This window comes from Methylobacter marinus A45 (assembly GCF_000383855.1).
Lineage (GTDB): Bacteria > Pseudomonadota > Gammaproteobacteria > Methylococcales > Methylomonadaceae > Methylobacter > Methylobacter marinus.
The window spans coordinates 4,927,062-4,943,606 of sequence record NZ_KB912877.1 but is presented as its reverse complement, the minus strand read 5'-3'; the positions used below and the strand labels follow the sequence as shown (position 1 = coordinate 4,943,606).

Below are 16,545 nucleotides of genomic sequence, written 5' to 3'. Positions count from 1 at the left end.
AAATCAACGGTCGTTCGGGGGCTAGCGACGTGGTCATTTCCGAAACACAAAAAAAGCTCCTGGCTATTTTGGCAGACGGCCAATTTCATTCCGGAACCGAACTGGCCGACACCATGCGGCTCAGCCGGGCAGCGATATGGAAGCAATTGAACCATCTGGCCGAACTGGGCCTGCAACACTCAGCGGTCCGGGGCAGGGGCTATCGGCTGGATAAACCGCTTGAGCTGCTGGCTCATGCCGAAATCGAGGCAGTCCTGAGCGAGCGGGTCCGCGCCTTGATCTCATCGCTCGAGATCCATGACCGGATCCATTCCACGAACAGTTATCTGGTGGAACGCGCCCGGCAAGACGCGCGCTCGGGCGCGGTTTGCTTCGCGGAACATCAGAGCGCGGGCAAGGGCAGGCGCGGGCGGCAGTGGGTGTCGCCCTACGGCAGCAATATTTACCTGTCGATCCTATGGCGCTTTCAGCAGGGGCCGGCCGCTATCTCCGGCTTGAGCCTGGCTATCGGCGTCGCGGTCATGCGGGCTTTAAAACAGCATGATGTCGAGGATATCGGTCTGAAATGGCCTAATGACATCTACAGCCAGGGTAAAAAACTGGGCGGCATTCTGGTTGAGGTTTCAGGCGAAACCGATGGCCCGTGTTCGGCGGTGATCGGCCTGGGGCTGAATTTGTTCTTGCCGGAAGCCGAAACAGAAAATATTGATCAGGCATGGACCGATCTGAGCAAGGTGACCGGCCGCCACCGGTTATCCAGGAACAGGCTGGCCGGTTTGCTGCTGGAGCATCTGTTGCCGGTTATCGCGGATTTCGAAGGCGCCGGCATTCAAGCCTACGTCGATGAGTGGCGCGCTTATGACAGTCTGAAAGGCAAAGCGGCGACACTGTTTATCGGCACGCAGCCATTCGACGGTATTGTTGAAGGCATCAATGATGACGGCACGCTGTTGATCAAGCGGTCTGACGGCAGCCTTCAGGCGTTCGCTTCCGGGGAAGTCAGTTTTAGCGGTTCGTCGCAATGAATTTATTGATCGATATAGGCAATACCCGGCTGAAGTGGGGCGCGGCCGAAGACCATCGGCTCATTGCCGGGCAGCCGCTCGTTCACGATCAGGTGACGCAGCATGCGCTGGTCGAGCTCTGGCAGCATCTTGTTCCGCCGCGACATATCGCCGTCGCCTGTGTCAGTGCCGGGCATCTGTTCGAGCAGGTCCGGTCGGCGGCGCTTGAACTTTGGCCGGGCGTGGACGTCCGGTCCGTCAAATCCCAGGCGCAGGCATTCGGCGTGCGGAATGCCTATGCACAACCGGAGAAGCTCGGTGTTGACCGCTGGTTATCGCTGGTGGCGGCCCGGCACGATTATACGGGGCCTGCCTGCGTGATCGATTGCGGCACGGCAATAACCGTGGATGTGCTCGATGCCCGCGGCAGACATCAGGGCGGCCTGATCAGCCCCGGATTGCTGCTGATGAAAAAATCGCTCTCCCAGGGCACCGAACAACTTCAATTCAGTGAAGCTAACCATGCATTCGGATTGGCAACAGGGACCGAAGCCGCAATCCATAGCGGCACGTTGTCGGCTGCGGTCGGATTGATAGAGCATGTGGTGGCCGGGTTGCCGGAAAATGCGCGAGTGATTTTGACGGGCGGCGATGCCGAACTCATCGCCGAACAGCTGGTTTTCAAGCCCATCATCGATACCGATATCGTGTTGCGTGGGCTGTCCATCGTTTTGAAGGGTAGTGTGTGAAGATCTTATTGTTTTTAGTGGCGTTGGCCAATGTCGGTCTGTTCATGTGGGAATACAAACAGGGCGCTTTCGCTCCTTCGATTGTCAGCGCCGAGCAGCAAATTTCACCGGATCAGGAACGGATTCTATTGGTCAGCGAGCTGAAAGAGCCGCCTCGGCCCCAGGCAGCCGAACCAAAACCGGAGCCTGCGGCGGCGGCGCCGACGATAACCGCCGAGGCCGAGCCCGTATTGCCTGAAGGTTTGGAGCAGCATGACGATCGGTTGCCGGCGGCGGAGCCTGATTCGCCCGCCACGGAAAAGCCGCGGATCGAGCCGACTCCGTTGGCTGACATTGGCCCCGCGCTTCCGGCCGGGCAGAACAAAAAGGAACCAGCCGCCAATGCCCCTGCTCCGCTTGGAAAGGTGACTGCAAGCCAGCCCGCGCCTGAAGCCAAACCCGCTCAGTTAGCGATTGCGGCGGCCGAGAAACCCCGGAACAGCGACAAGGCAATAGAGCCGGTGAGTTGTTATGAAGTCGGTCCTTTCGTCAATGGTAATGCCTATCAGCTTTGGAAAAACGAGCTAAACGTGGCCAGGAAGGCGATTGAACCGTTAACCCGGGATGGCGAGGTGATCAATGATTACCTGGTTTATTACCCGGCGCCGGAAACCATGCAGGAGGCTGAGGCCAACGTGAAAATGCTCAGGGAAAAAGGTGTCCAGGATCTCTGGCTGTTTCGCAAGGGTGATGACAAGGGGCTGATTTCGTTAGGCATATTCAAAAATGAAAGCCGGGCCTCGATACTCAGGAGCCAGTTGCTTGCCAAGGGCATTCAGGTCGAAGTCAGGCCCCGATACATCATTAAGCCTCGAAAATATGCCCGGATTAAAGGCAACGGCAAGGTGTTGGAGCGCTTGAATGTCATGCGGCAAACTTACCCGGCCATTGCCGTCAGGCAAATGGAGCAATGCGAATGATCAGGTGTGTAGAGGTAATAAAGTTTGAATACTAAGTAATGAGCATGGAATAAATCAGAAAATTGTAGGTGCGAATTCATTCGCACTGCGCGGATACCCTCTAGGGCACAAGTACCCATAGGGCATAAATAAATCCGCGCTTACACCGGAAAATCCTCCGACTCCTTGAGGAAGTTATTTTATACCCATTCCTAAGCTGTTTTCAGATTGCTCAGGAAACTCGGCTGTATAAAACATGGGGCCAGAGAAATCTAAAGCTTTTGTGCTACTCATTGTGGATTTTGATGAAACCCACCACTGATTCCGGTCGAAAACCAATCAGGTTTCCCGATTTGAAAACAGCCATCAATTCCGATACGAATCCGGTTAGATATTGAACCGCCCGAGTTTGACCAATCAGAGGCATTCAAGAATTTCAAGGGAATAGCAGGTAAAAGTCAGAAAGCAGCCGTTCAACGTAGAAAGTAACCGCACTAATCGGCTTTTCGCGGAGGTCCTGTTGACTGCCGGGTTGGGCCTGGCTTGGCTGGACATTGCCGTATTTAGCCGACAAGAGAGCCATAGACACCAATAAAAACCCCAAGAACTGCCAGCAGTAGAAGTACCCAACTACCGTCTTGTTGATACTCGCGATACTTGAGCAGAACGGTAACAAATTCGGAAGAGACAAATGTATTTGGTGTGAGTAGCGCGTTGAAATGGCTATACCTGTTTTGCGCAACGAGCGCAGCGATTGCCATAGCAGCGCCACTCCACAATAAACTCATCTTCAGAGCGTCCCCTTCTAGCTTGAGGGTACATATAAATACCAGTAGAAGTGAAGAGATGGCGATAAGCAAGAAAAAAAACGGTTTGCCAAAGTGCACTTTTTACCTTCGGCTCGTGCTCGCTCATACCGTTTCCTTCTAGGCCCAACGCTTCGCATCGCCGGCAGCAAAAAGCACAGCGACGAGGAACGGGGAGCGCCGCTTTTTGCTGTCCGAGTGAATGCGATTGTTAGCCATAACCATCATTTGCCCCTATTTCGCCTTAGCTCTGAGTTGCAGAGCAACCTTGTCTCCTCTTTTCGCAGGGTGCCTTAACGCATGGCGGATAACCCATTTAACTTCCTTGGAGGCAATGCTGAGCCAGCTCTCACATAGTTCAAGGACTAAGTCGGGATGGTCTTTCGCGATATCCCCTAGACTATTTGCAACGCTGCGACGCACATAGATGCTTTGATCGTTTTTTAGCGATTCTAATATTGGGAGTATTGGAGAGGGATCTTCCACAAAAGCAGGAATTCGTGGAGCCCATGGAAGCCGGGGGCGAGACCCTTCGGAACAGAGGCGCCGAACATGAGGATCTGGATCGGAAATCCATTCTTCCAACCGTGACAGCGTACGCTCCTGATACATCATTAGAAATGGCCGAATGGAAAACTCGGACGTATAACGTTTTGTGAGTTCATACTGCGCCTTCATCGAGATATCGAAAGGGTCGTCGCCTCCGTTGTATTCCTTATCCAGGCCATATGTAGAAATAAAACAGCTATGAGGCTGATAAAACAATACCGCGAGACCAAGCCCTTCTGTTGCAGCATTCGGCGGGGTGAGCGAAGCGAGAATGACTTCAACAGCCTTTTCGTACTTTTCCGGCAAATGGTTTCGAAGCGCTCGGGCAATATGCGTGCCTCTCTCCATAAACTCCATGGAATCCAGGTTGTCCAATGCGCATTTTCGAAATTCATCCGCGCGGAATTCTGAATAAACATATGCGATATTGTTCGCTAAGCAGTCGACGGCCTCCAAACCCAATACATTTTTCAAGGGTACCCCTTTCTGTATTGATTGGGGTGCGTCAGGAATGCATAGCATGTGAGTTCTCCGTAATGGCTAACGTAGAGGTGAAGGGCGCGACGATAGGAGTGTCTCACTCGATCGCAATGTTATGCCTTGCCTAATAAGATTGCATATTCCAGGTGCCGCTTGGTACAGGCATGAATAGTGTGACAGTCCATTGAATATTTTGGTCGAGGTGCAACCAGGAATCGCTGACTTCAAGTACTCAGCCATCAGCGGTGGAGACCAGTTGTCCTCGGCACCGTGCCAAATATAAGTATTGACGGATATCTCAGTGAGCGTCGTTTTCCATGGCCGCACATAATGCCCAATATCTCTTGCGTAGCCTTGGACGTGGCCAATAAAGCAGGCCTTCAATACTTTAGTGATGCCAGCGCGAAATTCACGGTCGGCAGCCAATGCCTTATCTTCGCCAGCGGCGCTGGTGAACAACAAGTGAAATAAGGCATTGGGAGAAAGCCATGCGAGCAATCCTTGCCAGTAAGACAACAAAACGAACAAGGCAGGTACCACTTTTGCCAACTTAAAAACTTGCTTGCCAGCCATGGTTTCAAGATGATCGCCAGCCTCTAGCGGCGCAGCCGCAGAAACCAAATGCAAACTTCCGACCCCATTGGTCATGTAACGGAAGGTCTGTAGCGCAATAAATGCACCGATTGAAAATCCAACAACATCCACTTGTTTTCCGGAGGCTATTCTTGAAATTTCCGCAGCCAGAAGTTTGAAATACGCTTCCCCATTGATGGACGGATCGGCCGAAAACCGGTCTAAACAAATAAACGTCAGGCCGTGATTTTTTCCTTCCAGATCGAAAATGCTACATTCTTCCGGCGCTCCAGGCGCGCCATGAAAATAGACTACTATGTGTCCATTGTCGGAGCCGAACCGACTAAATTTCAAAGGTTTCTCCATCTTATGCATAACGTAATATATGACATCAGGCGTCCAATAACCCAATAATGCATTTGTCGTATAACTCCAGTTGTTTATTCTTAATCAATAATAGTTGGGGTCAGAGTAAATTTAAATCCTCTCTTTCCACCAATCGACAAGGCAGTCCGCTTTTTTGGTTGGCCGGTCAGTTTCTAGATTTGCGCTTTAAACCGTTCATTCCCTGATTATATGATTTAGGCACTTGTTTCTGCCCTTTTCCGGCGACTCCACAGCTTACGGCCGCCCCAGACAACAAGGGCAAGCACGATGACCCAGGGAATCAAAAAGGCAAGGCTAGTAATTGCAATAGAAATCCCTTTTGACAAATTGCGGCCAAAGTCTGAAATTGCGAAACCGATCGGCCTCCAGAAGCCTCGATGTTCAACCGAGTGGATATACACATTGAGGATTTCTGTCTCCACACGCTGAACAAGATGGGCATGCGTACCCCCACTGGCCTCAAGTTCGCTCTGGACTTGCGCCAGCTCTCGATTGACCTTGATGAGAGCATCGATATCATTGCCGGCGCGGCCACGAAGCGCTTCAAGCATTGATCGGTAGTCCTTGAGCATAGCCAGTTTCTTTTCGGCATCCGCAATTGGAGCTTCCAGGTCTTCAGCGGTGGTCGATTGATTCGTAACTTCGGCCTGTTTGCTTAGCGTAGCAACAATCTTCCTGATTCCGTTTGGCTTGGCGCGGAATTTCAGTGAAGCCGACGCTGCCCGTCCTGAGCTGACGCGAGACTCCAAAATGGTGCAAAGCTCGTCGGCAGCTCCACGACAGGCGGCCTGCGCCGCTTCGAAGGCCTCGGCAACCTTCTGTTCCTCCGTGTCTACCGACAGTGAGTGTTCATAAGCCAAAAACGAGGATGCTTTTCCCGCTGGTGCCTGCGTAATGGATGGGGCCAGTGCCATCGCTGTTGATTCTTCATTCTCGGCACACCCGGTTACAACCATCAGGATCAACAAGGGGAGCAATAGATGTTTCATGAGGTCTCCAAAGTGCTTAACGATTTGCGTAACCGGCGGCAGAACGCGGGGCTTAGGGTGGTTTTCCGGCGCCCGTGCTTGTTGACGCGATTGTTCGGTTTCATGGGCTTGGCACCATTGTTTTCAGGTAATGGTTGATATCGGCCGCCGCATCCTCGGCTTGCCCTCGGACATACTCATGCTCGTGCTTCAACGCTGCCGATACGATTGGAAGGACTCGCTCCAAGTCGAGCCTACGGCATGTACGAGCGAGATGTCCAAAACCGAGAATGGCGTTACCGCGTACATTGAAATGCGGATGATTCGAGAGGCCAATGCAGACCTCTTGCGCCCACTCACAATCAGGAGGGGCCAGAGATACCACGATAGGGACGTACAGCAACTCTTCCGGAATGCCATGCGCTATCACGGCCTCAACATCTTCAATTTCCCAGCCATCTATGAAAGGACCCATCCGCGAAACCGAACAAGTAATTTAAATAGTTTTTTGTATATCATCCCTGATTAACTCAACCTGGGCAATAAAACTCAATAGGTACGTCAAAACCTTAACCGTATATCTTCCTGTGTCGGATGATATACGGTTTCCTTTTATCTTTATGATGGCCTGTTCAGTTATCCAGCAATAAGCAGTTGGTCAGGCAAATGGGATAGAAGAGCGATTTGGGCCGACAGCTCCTTTTCGCCTCTCTCAAAAACCGACATTCACCACTTGGGGGCCATGGTATTGGAATTGATGGCCGGGTGGGCGTGAACCAGGCCACTCAGGGTGGATTGGCAACAGCTTGTCCGGTTTTGTCCATGCCAGCGGGGCAGGGCATGGCTTCATCCTTGGCGAATGTTCAAGCTTTATTATTCATTAAGGATAAGTCGAAAAATGACTTTCCTGAAGTTTGACAAGTAAAAACTGTGGGGGCGACTTTAGTCGCCAGGGGCGAATGAATTCGCCCCTGCATAACTTCTACACATTAGGTTGTAAAACCACCGGTTTGTTGGACGCATAACTCAGGCAGATATACAGGAAGAACTGGACGCCGAAAATCAGGTTGGCCATAAGTAAATGAATGGGTTGAGCCACCGGCGGCATGCCCAGTCTGTCCAGGGTGATGCCGGCGATGATGGCGGTCGCAATCAGTCCGATCAGCGCGAAACCGGTGCGCATCAGGATGCTGTTTCTGTCGACTGACCGGTAAATTTTCCAGACCAGCCAGAGGTTGGTAAATAAAATGATCGATGAAAATGACCGATGAACATAGAAAATGATCGGAAAGTCCTCGCGCCAGTATTGGCGGTCGATATAGGCGTGTTCATGCATGATGAAGTCCACCGTTTCGCGCACCTGGGTGCCCATGGCGACTTGTATCAAAGTCATGGCCATGGCCGCGATCAAGACTGTCTTGAATTTGTCGGGCAGTCCGTGCGTGTCAATCCGGCCGATAAAATCGCGTTGCGACCGGGCAATCGTATAAATAAGCAAGGCCACTATAAACAAAGCCAGCAGCATATGCAGCGTGATCATGATGGGCTTCAGATTGCTGGCGACCACGGTCGAACCCAGCCAGCCCTGGAAGCCGACCAGGAAAAAAGCGCTTAACGATAAATAAAAGACGGTCTTGTCGGTTTTCAGGTAAATGCGCGATGACCAGGCGGTCAGGAAGATCAGGAATCCAATCGTCACACCGACCAGCCGGTTGGTGTATTCGGTCCAGGTTTTTACCGGGTTGAATTGCGTGTTTTCATAGCCGCGTTCGGCATAGATTTCATGGTAATTGGCCGGCAGCTGGGATTCGTCGGTAGGCGGCACCCATTGCCCGAAGCAGGTCGGCCAGTCGGGGCACCCCATGCCCGCGCCGGAGGCTCTTACGATGCCGCCCACGAGAATGACAAAGTAGACGGCGAAAATGGTTAAGGTGCCCAGGCGGCGGAAACGTAAGGCGGCTTGTGTATTCATCATGGTTCTATCAGGGTACAGCTGTTTATGAAAGCATGCTCTTTGCTAATTCAATTTCATCTGAAATGCTTTCAATTTCCAGCATTTCAGCATCGGTTGCAAGACCGAGCTTGCCGAAAGCGGGAACCGTAGAGTAATCAATCCGGCATGCCGGATGATCGGTTCCCGTGATGCTCTGTAGGAAAGCGACCTGCACGATATCGACATAATCCGCTTTAGGGCCTGAATCGTATTGAAAGTTGACATACTCCGAGGCTACAGGTTTTAAATCGTGCGGAAAATTCCAGCTTTCCATGATCATTTTGCCGACGGCAGGATGGGCCTTTTCCAGCAGTTTTTCCAGCAGTGTCGGGCTTTCCCTAAATTGGGGGATGTTCTCGACCAGCATCAGGATAGGCAGTTTGCCGATTTGATGTATCAAGCCCGCCAGCATCGCCTCATCGGCATTGAGATGCGGCGCGAATATCGTCAGCGCCCGACTGATGGACGAGACGTTGACACTTTCCTCCCAGGTCTTGCGGAAATGATGTTCCAGAACCTGGGTCGTCGGGCAAAACATCTGCTGCATGACCAGGCTGGTCACCAATGTCCGTATGGTTAAATTACCCAGCCGGGCGACAGCCATCTGGATATTGTTGATTTCAACGGCGCCGCGATAGAGAGGGCTGTTGGCGACGCGGATCAGGCGTGCGGAAAGTGCCGCGTCGGTGACTATCATATCGGCCAGCTCCCGAGCTGATGCGTCTCCTTGGGAAACCGCATCTCTGACTTTTAAAGCAATCTCGGGCAATGTAGGCAAAACCAGACGGTTGGCATCAAGTTCCTCCTGAACATAATCGAGGAAACCTTGAACAGTAGAAAATTGCATGCGTGGTGAACCTTTATTAAAGGGATGAATTATAGCGTTAATAATGTAACTTTGTCCTGATCGCGGTTTTTTAACGCAAGGCGATAATCATTCGTGTCAGACACCTGCAGCACGATGAGCATTTTACAAACATTTTGCCAAGATTGCGCCATGAGAACCGTGCCGATGCTTTGCTCCGTACCGGTACTGTTATCGATGATGGCGGTATTGGCTTCGGGCGCGGCTGATGAGGCGCATTCGGCCAGAAACATTTCCCGCTTGGTTTTACCCAGATAATGCGTTCGGGCCACGATTTCCTGGCCGGTATAGCAGCCCTTGTTAAAACTGATGCCGCCCAATTTATCAAGATTGAGCATTTGCGGAATGAATTCTTCCGAGGTTTCGGGAGTCAGCCATGGCAAGCCTGACAGGATGTCGAGATAACGCCATTGAGCCGAATCCTGAGGCTGAAAACCTTGAGTGCCGACCCGGGTCCGCCAAAGCGCCTGGGCCGTTTCCGGTTCCGAAATCACCAGGCAGCGGTTTTGTTTGGTTGAAAGATTGATAAAGACCGCATCTTGCTGGACGGTGGCGAATAACGGTTCCGGCAAGGCGGGTCCGCTTGTCTGTCCGGCAGGATAGCCGAGGCCGATCAGGCATAATTCATTCGAGCTGTCGGTCAACTGTACGTCGGATCGCAGAACATACATCCGCAACCGTTTTTTAACCGGTTCCAGTAGCGTCGCCGGTAAAATCAACAGGAACGCGTCGGCTTTTTTAACCAGCAAAAAAGTCGTAATGACCCGGCCTTTCGGATTGCAAAAGGCGCCTAGACTGCTTTGGGTTTCGCTGATATCGCTGATATTGCAGGTGATCTGTCCCTGCAGGAATTTGGCCGCATCCTTTCCGGTAACGGTCAGCACCGCCAGGTCGGAGACGGCAAAAATTTGTTTGTCGCTGTCGGACGATATAGAGGGAAAAACAATGTCGCCATCATTGTTGAATGCCGCCTGTTCGGCGCTTAAAAAGGTTTTCCAGTTCGGGTTCATAAATACGATCAATTAAGGGTTTGAGGGCGGGCGCCGATTATAGCGCGGTTTAGACAAAGACAATAAATCAGCCGGTTCAACAGGCTGTCACGATTGAAATAGGTATTATTTTGTATTGGCTTAGCGAGCGATGACAAGGTATTATCAACCCTCACTATGGCTTAATTGTGACGTGTTATGGACCAACAGAAAAGTAACAGACCTCTTTCACCTCATCTGCAAGTTTACAAGTTGCCTTTAAATGCAGTTGCCTCCATCGCTCACCGCATTACCGGGGTCATATTGTCGATAGGGCTACTGCTGTTTGCCGGCAGTCTGCTGGCCCTCGCTTCAGGGGCTGAGGCCTATGCCGTGATGCAGAATATCCTTCACCATGCCCTGGGCACTTTAGTGCTATGGCTTTTCATTTTTGCCTTGTTCTTTCATTTATGCCACGGCGTCCGCCATCTGATCTGGGATGCGGGCAGCGGGTTCGAGCGGGAGCACATGGACAGGAATATCTATATCGAGTTGATCGCGGCGGTCATACTGACTGTTATCAGTTTTTTCTTAATTTAACCTGGAGGTGTTATGGAGTACCGCACACCGATTGCCAAGGCCCGCGGCCTCGGGTCCGCAAAAACGGGAACCGTTCATTGGTGGATGCAGAGAGTCACGGCTGTCGCTCTTATTCCTTTGTCGCTATGGTGGCTGGCGTTTATCGGCCAGTTACTGAGATCACCTCATGCACAGACGGTGGAGTGGCTGTCCGAGCCTTTAAACGGCGTGCTCATGGTCGCCTGGATTATCGCCGTTTTTTATCATGCCGGCCTGGGATTGCAAGTAGTCATAGAAGATTACGTGCATACCGAATGGCTGAAGATTGTTTCCGTATGGGTCGTCAAACTGGCATTTTTTCTTCTGGCGCTGGCCGCTGTCTTGGCAATCCTTGCAATAAGGGGAATGGTATAAAGCATGTCGAATAATTATAAAATGATTGAGCATCGCTACGACACCCTGGTCGTCGGCGCTGGGGGTGCCGGTTTGCGCGCCACGCTGGGCATGGCTGAGAAGGGCTTGAAGACGGCCTGCATCAGCAAGGTTTTCCCGACCCGCAGCCACACCGTCGCCGCGCAGGGCGGCATCAGCGCGGCCCTGGGCAATATGGGCGAGGACGACTGGCGCTGGCATATGTACGATACCGTCAAAGGCTCCGACTGGCTCGGCGATCAGGATGCCATCGAATACATGTGCCGCGAGGCCATTCCGGCCATCCTGGAATTGGAGCATTACGGCGTGCCGTTTTCAAGAACGCCGGACGGCAGAATTTACCAGCGCGCCTTCGGCGGCATGACCACGCATTTCGGCGAAGGCACGGCCCAGCGCACATGCGCCGCCGCCGACCTGACCGGGCACGCCATCCTGCATACCCTGTATCAGCAATCGCTCAAGCATCAGGCCGAGTTTTTTGTCGAATATATCGCTCTCGATCTGATCATGGAAGACGGCGTCTGCAAAGGCGTGCTGGCCTGGAACCTGGAAGACGGCAACCTGCATCTGTTCCGGGCGCATATGACCGTGCTGGCCACGGGCGGCTATGGGCGCTGCTTTTTCTCCTGCACGTCCGCCCATACCGTGACCGGCGACGGCAGCGCGATGGTGCTGCGGGCCGGTCTGCCGCTGCAGGACATGGAGTTCGTGCAGTTTCACCCGACCGGCATTTACGGCGCGGGCTGTCTGATCACCGAAGGCGTTAGAGGCGAGGGCGGCTATCTGACCAATTCGGAAGGCGAGCGGTTTATGGAGCGTTATGCGCCCAATGCCAAGGATCTGGCCTCCCGCGATGTCGTCAGCCGTGCCATTACCCTGGAAATCAGGGAAGGACGGGGCGTAGGCAAGGACCGAGACCATGCTTATCTGCATCTCGAACATCTGGATCCGGCCATCATCAAGGAACGCCTGCCCGGCATATCCGAAACGGCCCGGATTTTTGCCGGTGTCGACGTCACCAAAGAACCGATTCCGATTTTGCCGACCGTACATTACAACATGGGCGGCATTCCGACTAATTACAAGGCCGAGGTGATCACCAAGAACGGCGATGATGCCGAAGCCGTGGTGCCGGGATTGATGGCGGTCGGCGAGGCGGCCTGCGTGTCGGTGCACGGTGCTAACAGGCTGGGTTCGAATTCATTGCTCGATCTGATCGTTTTCGGTCGCTCGGCAGCCATCCGCTGCGCCGAATTGATCGAGCCGGGAACGCCGCACGTCCCCTTGAAACAGGGCGCCTGCGATCAGGCGATCGCGCGCTTCGACCGAATCCGGCACGGTAAAGGCACGTTAAAAACGGCCGATGTGCGTTTAAATATGCAGAAAACCATGCAGGCGCATGCCTCGGTTTTCAGAACCGGTCCCGTGCTTAATGAAGGCATTGAAAAACTAAAGCAAGTCAGCGATTCGTTTGGCGATATCATGGTCAAGGATCAATCCTTGATCTGGAATACGGATCTGGTGGAAACACTGGAACTGGACAATCTGCTAAGTCTGGCGATGGTGACGATAATCGGCGCGGCGAACAGAACGGAAAGCCGAGGCGGGCACGCCCGGGAAGATTATCCCGAGCGCGATGACCAAAACTGGTTGAAGCATTCGCTGCTCTGGCTGGATAAAGGCCGGATTAAAATCGATTACCGGCCCGTGCATCTGTATACCTTGACGGATGAAGTTGAAGCCATTCCACCTAAAAAGAGGGTTTACTAATGGTCGAATTTGCCTTGCCTAAAAATTCAGTGCTTAAGAAAGGCAACTTTTTTTCAGCGCCCGAGCACGCCAGGCACATCAAACAATTTCAGGTTTACCGATGGGATCCCGAATCGGGGGAAAACCCCAGGATCGATACCTATGAAATCGATCTCGATGATTGCGGCCCCATGGTGCTCGATGCGATTATCAAGATCAAAAACGACATCGACAGCACCTTGACCTTCAGGCGTTCGTGCCGGGAAGGCATCTGCGGCTCGTGCGCGATGAACATCAACGGCAAGAATACGCTGGCCTGTATTAATGCCATTGAAGATTATCCGGGCACGATAAAAATTTTCCCGCTGCCCCATCTGGAGGTGATAAAGGATCTGGTCGGCGATATGAGTCATTTTTTTGCTCAATATGCCTCGATCAAACCATGGATCGAAACGCAAACGCCCGCGCCGGCCGACATGGAGCGGTTGCAGAGCAAAGAGGACCGCCAAAAACTCGATGGCTATTATGAATGCATTCTGTGTGCCTGCTGCTCAACCAGTTGCCCGAGTTACTGGTGGAACAGCGACCGCTTTCTCGGGCCGGCGGTTTTACTGCAGGCCTACCGCTGGCTGGCGGATAGTCGCGATGAAAACGCGGGGGAACGACTGGATGATCTGGAAGATCCCTTTAAGCTGTATCGCTGCCATACCATCATGAATTGTACCGATACCTGTCCTAAAAACCTGAACCCTGCCAAAGCGATCGCTGAAATTAAAAAAATGCTGTTAATCCGTCAACAAGGCTGATGATTCATCGGGAAAAACTGAAATGGCTCTGCCGGCGCGGAACACTAGAGCTGGATATCATGCTCGGGCGCTATCTGGACCGCGTCTATTTAACGGCGGGACAGGATGAACAAACGCTGTTTCAGGCATTGCTGAATTACAGCGATGCGGAGCTGTTAACGTTTCTGGTGGGCGAACAATTGCCTGAGGCAAAAGGAATGGCCACGCTTGTCAAAAAAATACGAGCCCTCTCTGCTACTGACGCTTAAGCATTCCGGGCGTTTAAAACGAGTGCTGATATCCATGCACGTGCTTGCGATGGGCGCCTGTCTGGCCAATGCCTTGCCGCCAGTCATCAAGGTCAGTTTGTTGACCGGCATTTGCCTGCATCTGTGGGTTGCCGTCAAGCGTTTGACTGACACGCGGCCGACAATCAAATTCACTGAGGCAGCGGGCTGGGAAATCTCGGAGGGCCAGGACTTCGAACCGGTCCGGATTTTAAATTCAACGGTGATTACCCTGTACGCGATATTTCTGCATGTCACAAGGCAGGATCAAGGCAAAAAGACTATTATTGTTTTAAGTGATGCTTTATTAGAAGATGATTATCGGCGTCTTATCGTGAAGTTGAGAACCACCGTCATAACAAGGTGAAAATATGACAGTTGCGGATGAAATTAATCTGAAGGTTTCAAGAATAAAAAATCTTCCCACACTTTCGGTTGACGGCATTAAAATCCTGCAGGCGGTCAACGATCCCGATATCAGTATTGATGAGCTTGCAACCGTGCTTTCGACTTCGCCGGTGCTTGTCGGCCGGCTGATAGGGTTGGCCAATTCAGCTTATTTCGGCCATGCGGGCAAGGTCAACGATCTCAAATTTGCAATTATACGCGTCCTCGGGTTTAATCTGGTTAAATGCCTTACGGTTGGTGTGGTTTTGAATCTGGAATTGAACACCCAGAAATGCAGTCAGTTTGACAGTGAGCGTTTCTGGATGGATGCCTTGTTGACCGCGATATTGGCTCAGCAATTCAGTCAGCTGAGTTCCGATGAGATCTGACGCCCTCCACGGCCTATACAGCCGGCTTATTGCTTAATATCGGGCTGATTACCGCGGTTTATATGTGGCCTGAAGAGTTAAACCAGGTTTTACTGAGTGCCAATACAAACGGCAGTTCGGTCTCCCGGGAAATGCTGGCCGCCATGGGGGAGCATCAGTATGAGCTCGGAAGCGTGCTGCTGGCTCATTGGCATTTGCCGCGCATCTATTCGGTTACTTTAAGGGAGTTTAAAAACACCGACTACACCGGGAGTGAAAGGCGAATGATCGACTTATTGGCGGTATGTTTCGCGACAGCCAAGAAAATGCTGTCCGGCCAACAGGACGAATTGCCTTTATTCGTCAAGCGGCTCGAAGCGTTCGGGGTTTCCGCGGCCCGGGCGCAATCGGTTATTGATGATCTTCTCGCGGCAAAAAACAATATTTATACAGCAGCGCTAGCAATCGCAGGAAAATAATAAATGAGACAAGCCCAGGGGCAATTCAGTGTATCGGATGTGATTATTGATTTATTGAACTCGTTATCCGCCATCAGGGGGCTTTCAGAATTAAACAGTCAGGCCGCTAGCGAAAAAGAACTCATTTTCAAAGCGTTATCCATCCTGATCTGTAACCAGGACATGGAGCGTTGCTCGTTTTTCATTCTCGATGAAGAACAATGCCTGGTGAACCTGACCGGCATCAGCAGCAAGGAATATTCCGGCGCGGAAAGAACGGCACGAGCGCCGTTAAAATTCAAAATGGGCCAGGGTATCATCGGCCAGGCGGCGAAAACCGGCGAATTGCAACAATGCATGAATTGCAAGGAAGATAAGCGATTTTTTCAGCAGGCCGAAGACGTGTCGCCGGGATCCGTCATCAGCGGGCCTATTTTTGCCGCCGGTGAATTGGTAGGGGTCCTGAACATCTCCCATCCCGAAGTCAATTATTTCTCGGAATGGCATATCCGGCTTCTGCATATTTATAAGAACATGATGGGTGAACTGATTGCCAACTATCGGTTACTGCAACGCATGGAGGAACAGATTGCTGTCCGGACCCGGCATCTGGAAAGGGCTCTGGAAGATGTCAGGTTGCTAAAGGAACACCATGAAAACATGTCCATGCGCGATGAATTGACCGGGCTATACAACCGCCGCTATTTTTACGCGCAAATCGAAACGGCGCTGGCCCGCTCAAGGAGCCAGCGTCAGGCGCTTTGCCTGATGGTTTTGGATCTCGATCATTTCAAGGAAATTAATGATGTTTACGGCCATGGGTTTGGCGATACTGTTCTGAAAGATGTTTCGCGGGCCATCAAAGAGGAAATTCGTGAGTCGGATATTCTGGCGCGTTTCGGTGGTGAGGAATTTGTCATGGTATTTACCAATATGAATGACAGCAAAGGTCAATTGTTCGCCGAGCGGATCAGGAAAAAAATCGAATCGCTGCGTTGTCTGTGCAAGCAGCAGCCAGTGCGGATAACCGCCAGCATCGGGCTCTATTGCCTGGCCGAAGAGCACCTGAACCAAGACGACCTGAATATCGACCTGTTAATCCATTACGCGGACAAAGCCCTGTATGCCGCGAAAGCGGCCGGTAGAAACAGAATAGTGCTGTTTACCGAAGCAGGACAGGGCAATAAATAGTTTTTTGGATTAAAGCGATAAATTGTATA

At 52.0% G+C, this 16,545-nt stretch carries 19 protein-coding genes; 12 read left to right on the top strand and 7 right to left on the bottom strand.

All coding sequences use genetic code 11. The features are described from left to right. Positions 1-29: 29 nt before the first annotated feature. From birA to METMA_RS26045, 3 genes are read left to right on the top strand one after another with little or no spacing between them, the layout of a single operon-like run. Entirely contained in the window at positions 30-1,025 is a 996-nt protein-coding gene (birA, locus tag METMA_RS0123335; RefSeq protein ID WP_020161546.1) for a bifunctional biotin--[acetyl-CoA-carboxylase] ligase/biotin operon repressor BirA, read from the top strand. Beyond that, complete coding sequence (locus METMA_RS0123330) at positions 1,022-1,753, top strand: type III pantothenate kinase (RefSeq protein ID WP_020161545.1); 732 nt, start codon at positions 1,022-1,024, stop codon at positions 1,751-1,753. Before birA ends, METMA_RS0123330 begins: the two co-directional genes overlap by 4 nt. After that, positions 1,750-2,712, top strand: coding sequence for a hypothetical protein (locus METMA_RS26045; RefSeq protein WP_020161544.1), 963 nt, complete (start codon positions 1,750-1,752; stop codon positions 2,710-2,712). The genes METMA_RS0123330 and METMA_RS26045 overlap by 4 nt, the downstream gene beginning before the upstream one ends. 542 nt (positions 2,713-3,254) lie before the next feature. Here METMA_RS26045 and METMA_RS25515 read toward each other — a convergent pair. From METMA_RS25515 to ygfZ, 7 genes are all read right to left on the bottom strand, one after another. Beyond that, a complete protein-coding gene (locus METMA_RS25515) occupies positions 3,255-3,479 on the bottom strand; it encodes a hypothetical protein (protein WP_156830611.1) in 225 nt (74 codons plus the stop codon). A gap of 252 nt (positions 3,480-3,731) precedes the next feature. Beyond that, complete coding sequence (locus METMA_RS0123315) at positions 3,732-4,520, bottom strand: DNA alkylation repair protein (RefSeq protein ID WP_198014599.1); 789 nt, start codon at positions 4,518-4,520, stop codon at positions 3,732-3,734. 66 nt (positions 4,521-4,586) lie between these two features. Beyond that, a complete protein-coding gene (locus tag METMA_RS0123310) occupies positions 4,587-5,453 on the bottom strand; it encodes an alpha/beta fold hydrolase (RefSeq protein WP_156830610.1) in 867 nt (288 codons plus the stop codon). 227 nt (positions 5,454-5,680) lie between these two features. Further along, positions 5,681-6,475: a DUF4349 domain-containing protein gene (locus METMA_RS0123305; protein ID WP_020161540.1), complete on the bottom strand. Its 795-nt coding sequence runs from the start codon at positions 6,473-6,475 to the stop codon at positions 5,681-5,683. Between the two features lie 961 nt (positions 6,476-7,436). Beyond that, positions 7,437-8,429 (bottom strand): COX15/CtaA family protein, encoded by a 993-nt coding sequence (locus METMA_RS25510; protein WP_020161538.1) that lies wholly within the window; start codon positions 8,427-8,429, stop codon positions 7,437-7,439. Positions 8,430-8,451: 22 nt separating this feature from the next. Next, the gene (locus tag METMA_RS0123290) at positions 8,452-9,294 is read right to left on the bottom strand and encodes an HDOD domain-containing protein (protein WP_020161537.1); all 843 of its coding nucleotides are present in this window, start codon (positions 9,292-9,294) and stop codon (positions 8,452-8,454) included. Positions 9,295-9,323: 29 nt separating this feature from the next. Beyond that, positions 9,324-10,322 carry a CAF17-like 4Fe-4S cluster assembly/insertion protein YgfZ gene (gene ygfZ, locus METMA_RS0123285; RefSeq protein ID WP_020161536.1) on the bottom strand — a complete coding sequence of 333 codons (999 nt, stop codon included), beginning with the start codon at positions 10,320-10,322 and terminating at the stop codon, positions 9,324-9,326. 177 nt (positions 10,323-10,499) lie between these two features. On the opposite strand from ygfZ, the gene sdhC reads away from it, so the two are divergent. Genes sdhC through METMA_RS0123240 form a run of 9 tightly spaced genes read left to right on the top strand, consistent with a single transcriptional unit; the run spans position 10,500 to position 16,516 of the window. Beyond that, complete coding sequence (gene sdhC, locus METMA_RS0123280; RefSeq protein WP_020161535.1) at positions 10,500-10,880, top strand: succinate dehydrogenase, cytochrome b556 subunit; 381 nt, start codon at positions 10,500-10,502, stop codon at positions 10,878-10,880. A 12-nt stretch (positions 10,881-10,892) separates the two neighbouring features. Further along, positions 10,893-11,273, top strand: coding sequence for a succinate dehydrogenase, hydrophobic membrane anchor protein (gene sdhD, locus METMA_RS0123275; protein ID WP_020161534.1), 381 nt, complete (start codon positions 10,893-10,895; stop codon positions 11,271-11,273). Between the two features lie 3 nt (positions 11,274-11,276). Next, positions 11,277-13,061 (top strand): succinate dehydrogenase flavoprotein subunit, encoded by a 1,785-nt coding sequence (gene sdhA / locus METMA_RS0123270; protein WP_020161533.1) that lies wholly within the window; start codon positions 11,277-11,279, stop codon positions 13,059-13,061. After that, positions 13,061-13,846, top strand: a complete 786-nt coding sequence (locus METMA_RS0123265) for a succinate dehydrogenase iron-sulfur subunit (protein WP_020161532.1) — start codon at positions 13,061-13,063, stop codon at positions 13,844-13,846. The genes sdhA and METMA_RS0123265 overlap by 1 nt, the downstream gene beginning before the upstream one ends. Next, positions 13,846-14,094 carry an FAD assembly factor SdhE gene (locus tag METMA_RS0123260; RefSeq protein WP_020161531.1) on the top strand — a complete coding sequence of 83 codons (249 nt, stop codon included), beginning with the start codon at positions 13,846-13,848 and terminating at the stop codon, positions 14,092-14,094. Before METMA_RS0123265 ends, METMA_RS0123260 begins: the two co-directional genes overlap by 1 nt. Beyond that, the gene (locus METMA_RS0123255; RefSeq protein WP_036250730.1) at positions 14,054-14,479 is read left to right on the top strand and encodes a protein YgfX; all 426 of its coding nucleotides are present in this window, start codon (positions 14,054-14,056) and stop codon (positions 14,477-14,479) included. Before METMA_RS0123260 ends, METMA_RS0123255 begins: the two co-directional genes overlap by 41 nt. A gap of 4 nt (positions 14,480-14,483) precedes the next feature. Continuing rightward, positions 14,484-14,888 carry an HDOD domain-containing protein gene (locus METMA_RS28110; protein ID WP_020161529.1) on the top strand — a complete coding sequence of 135 codons (405 nt, stop codon included), beginning with the start codon at positions 14,484-14,486 and terminating at the stop codon, positions 14,886-14,888. Next, entirely contained in the window at positions 14,885-15,346 is a 462-nt protein-coding gene (locus METMA_RS28105) for an HDOD domain-containing protein (RefSeq protein ID WP_084254176.1), read from the top strand. The genes METMA_RS28110 and METMA_RS28105 overlap by 4 nt, the downstream gene beginning before the upstream one ends. 3 nt (positions 15,347-15,349) lie before the next feature. Next, complete coding sequence (locus METMA_RS0123240; RefSeq protein WP_020161527.1) at positions 15,350-16,516, top strand: sensor domain-containing diguanylate cyclase; 1,167 nt, start codon at positions 15,350-15,352, stop codon at positions 16,514-16,516. Positions 16,517-16,545: the final 29 nt, after the last annotated feature.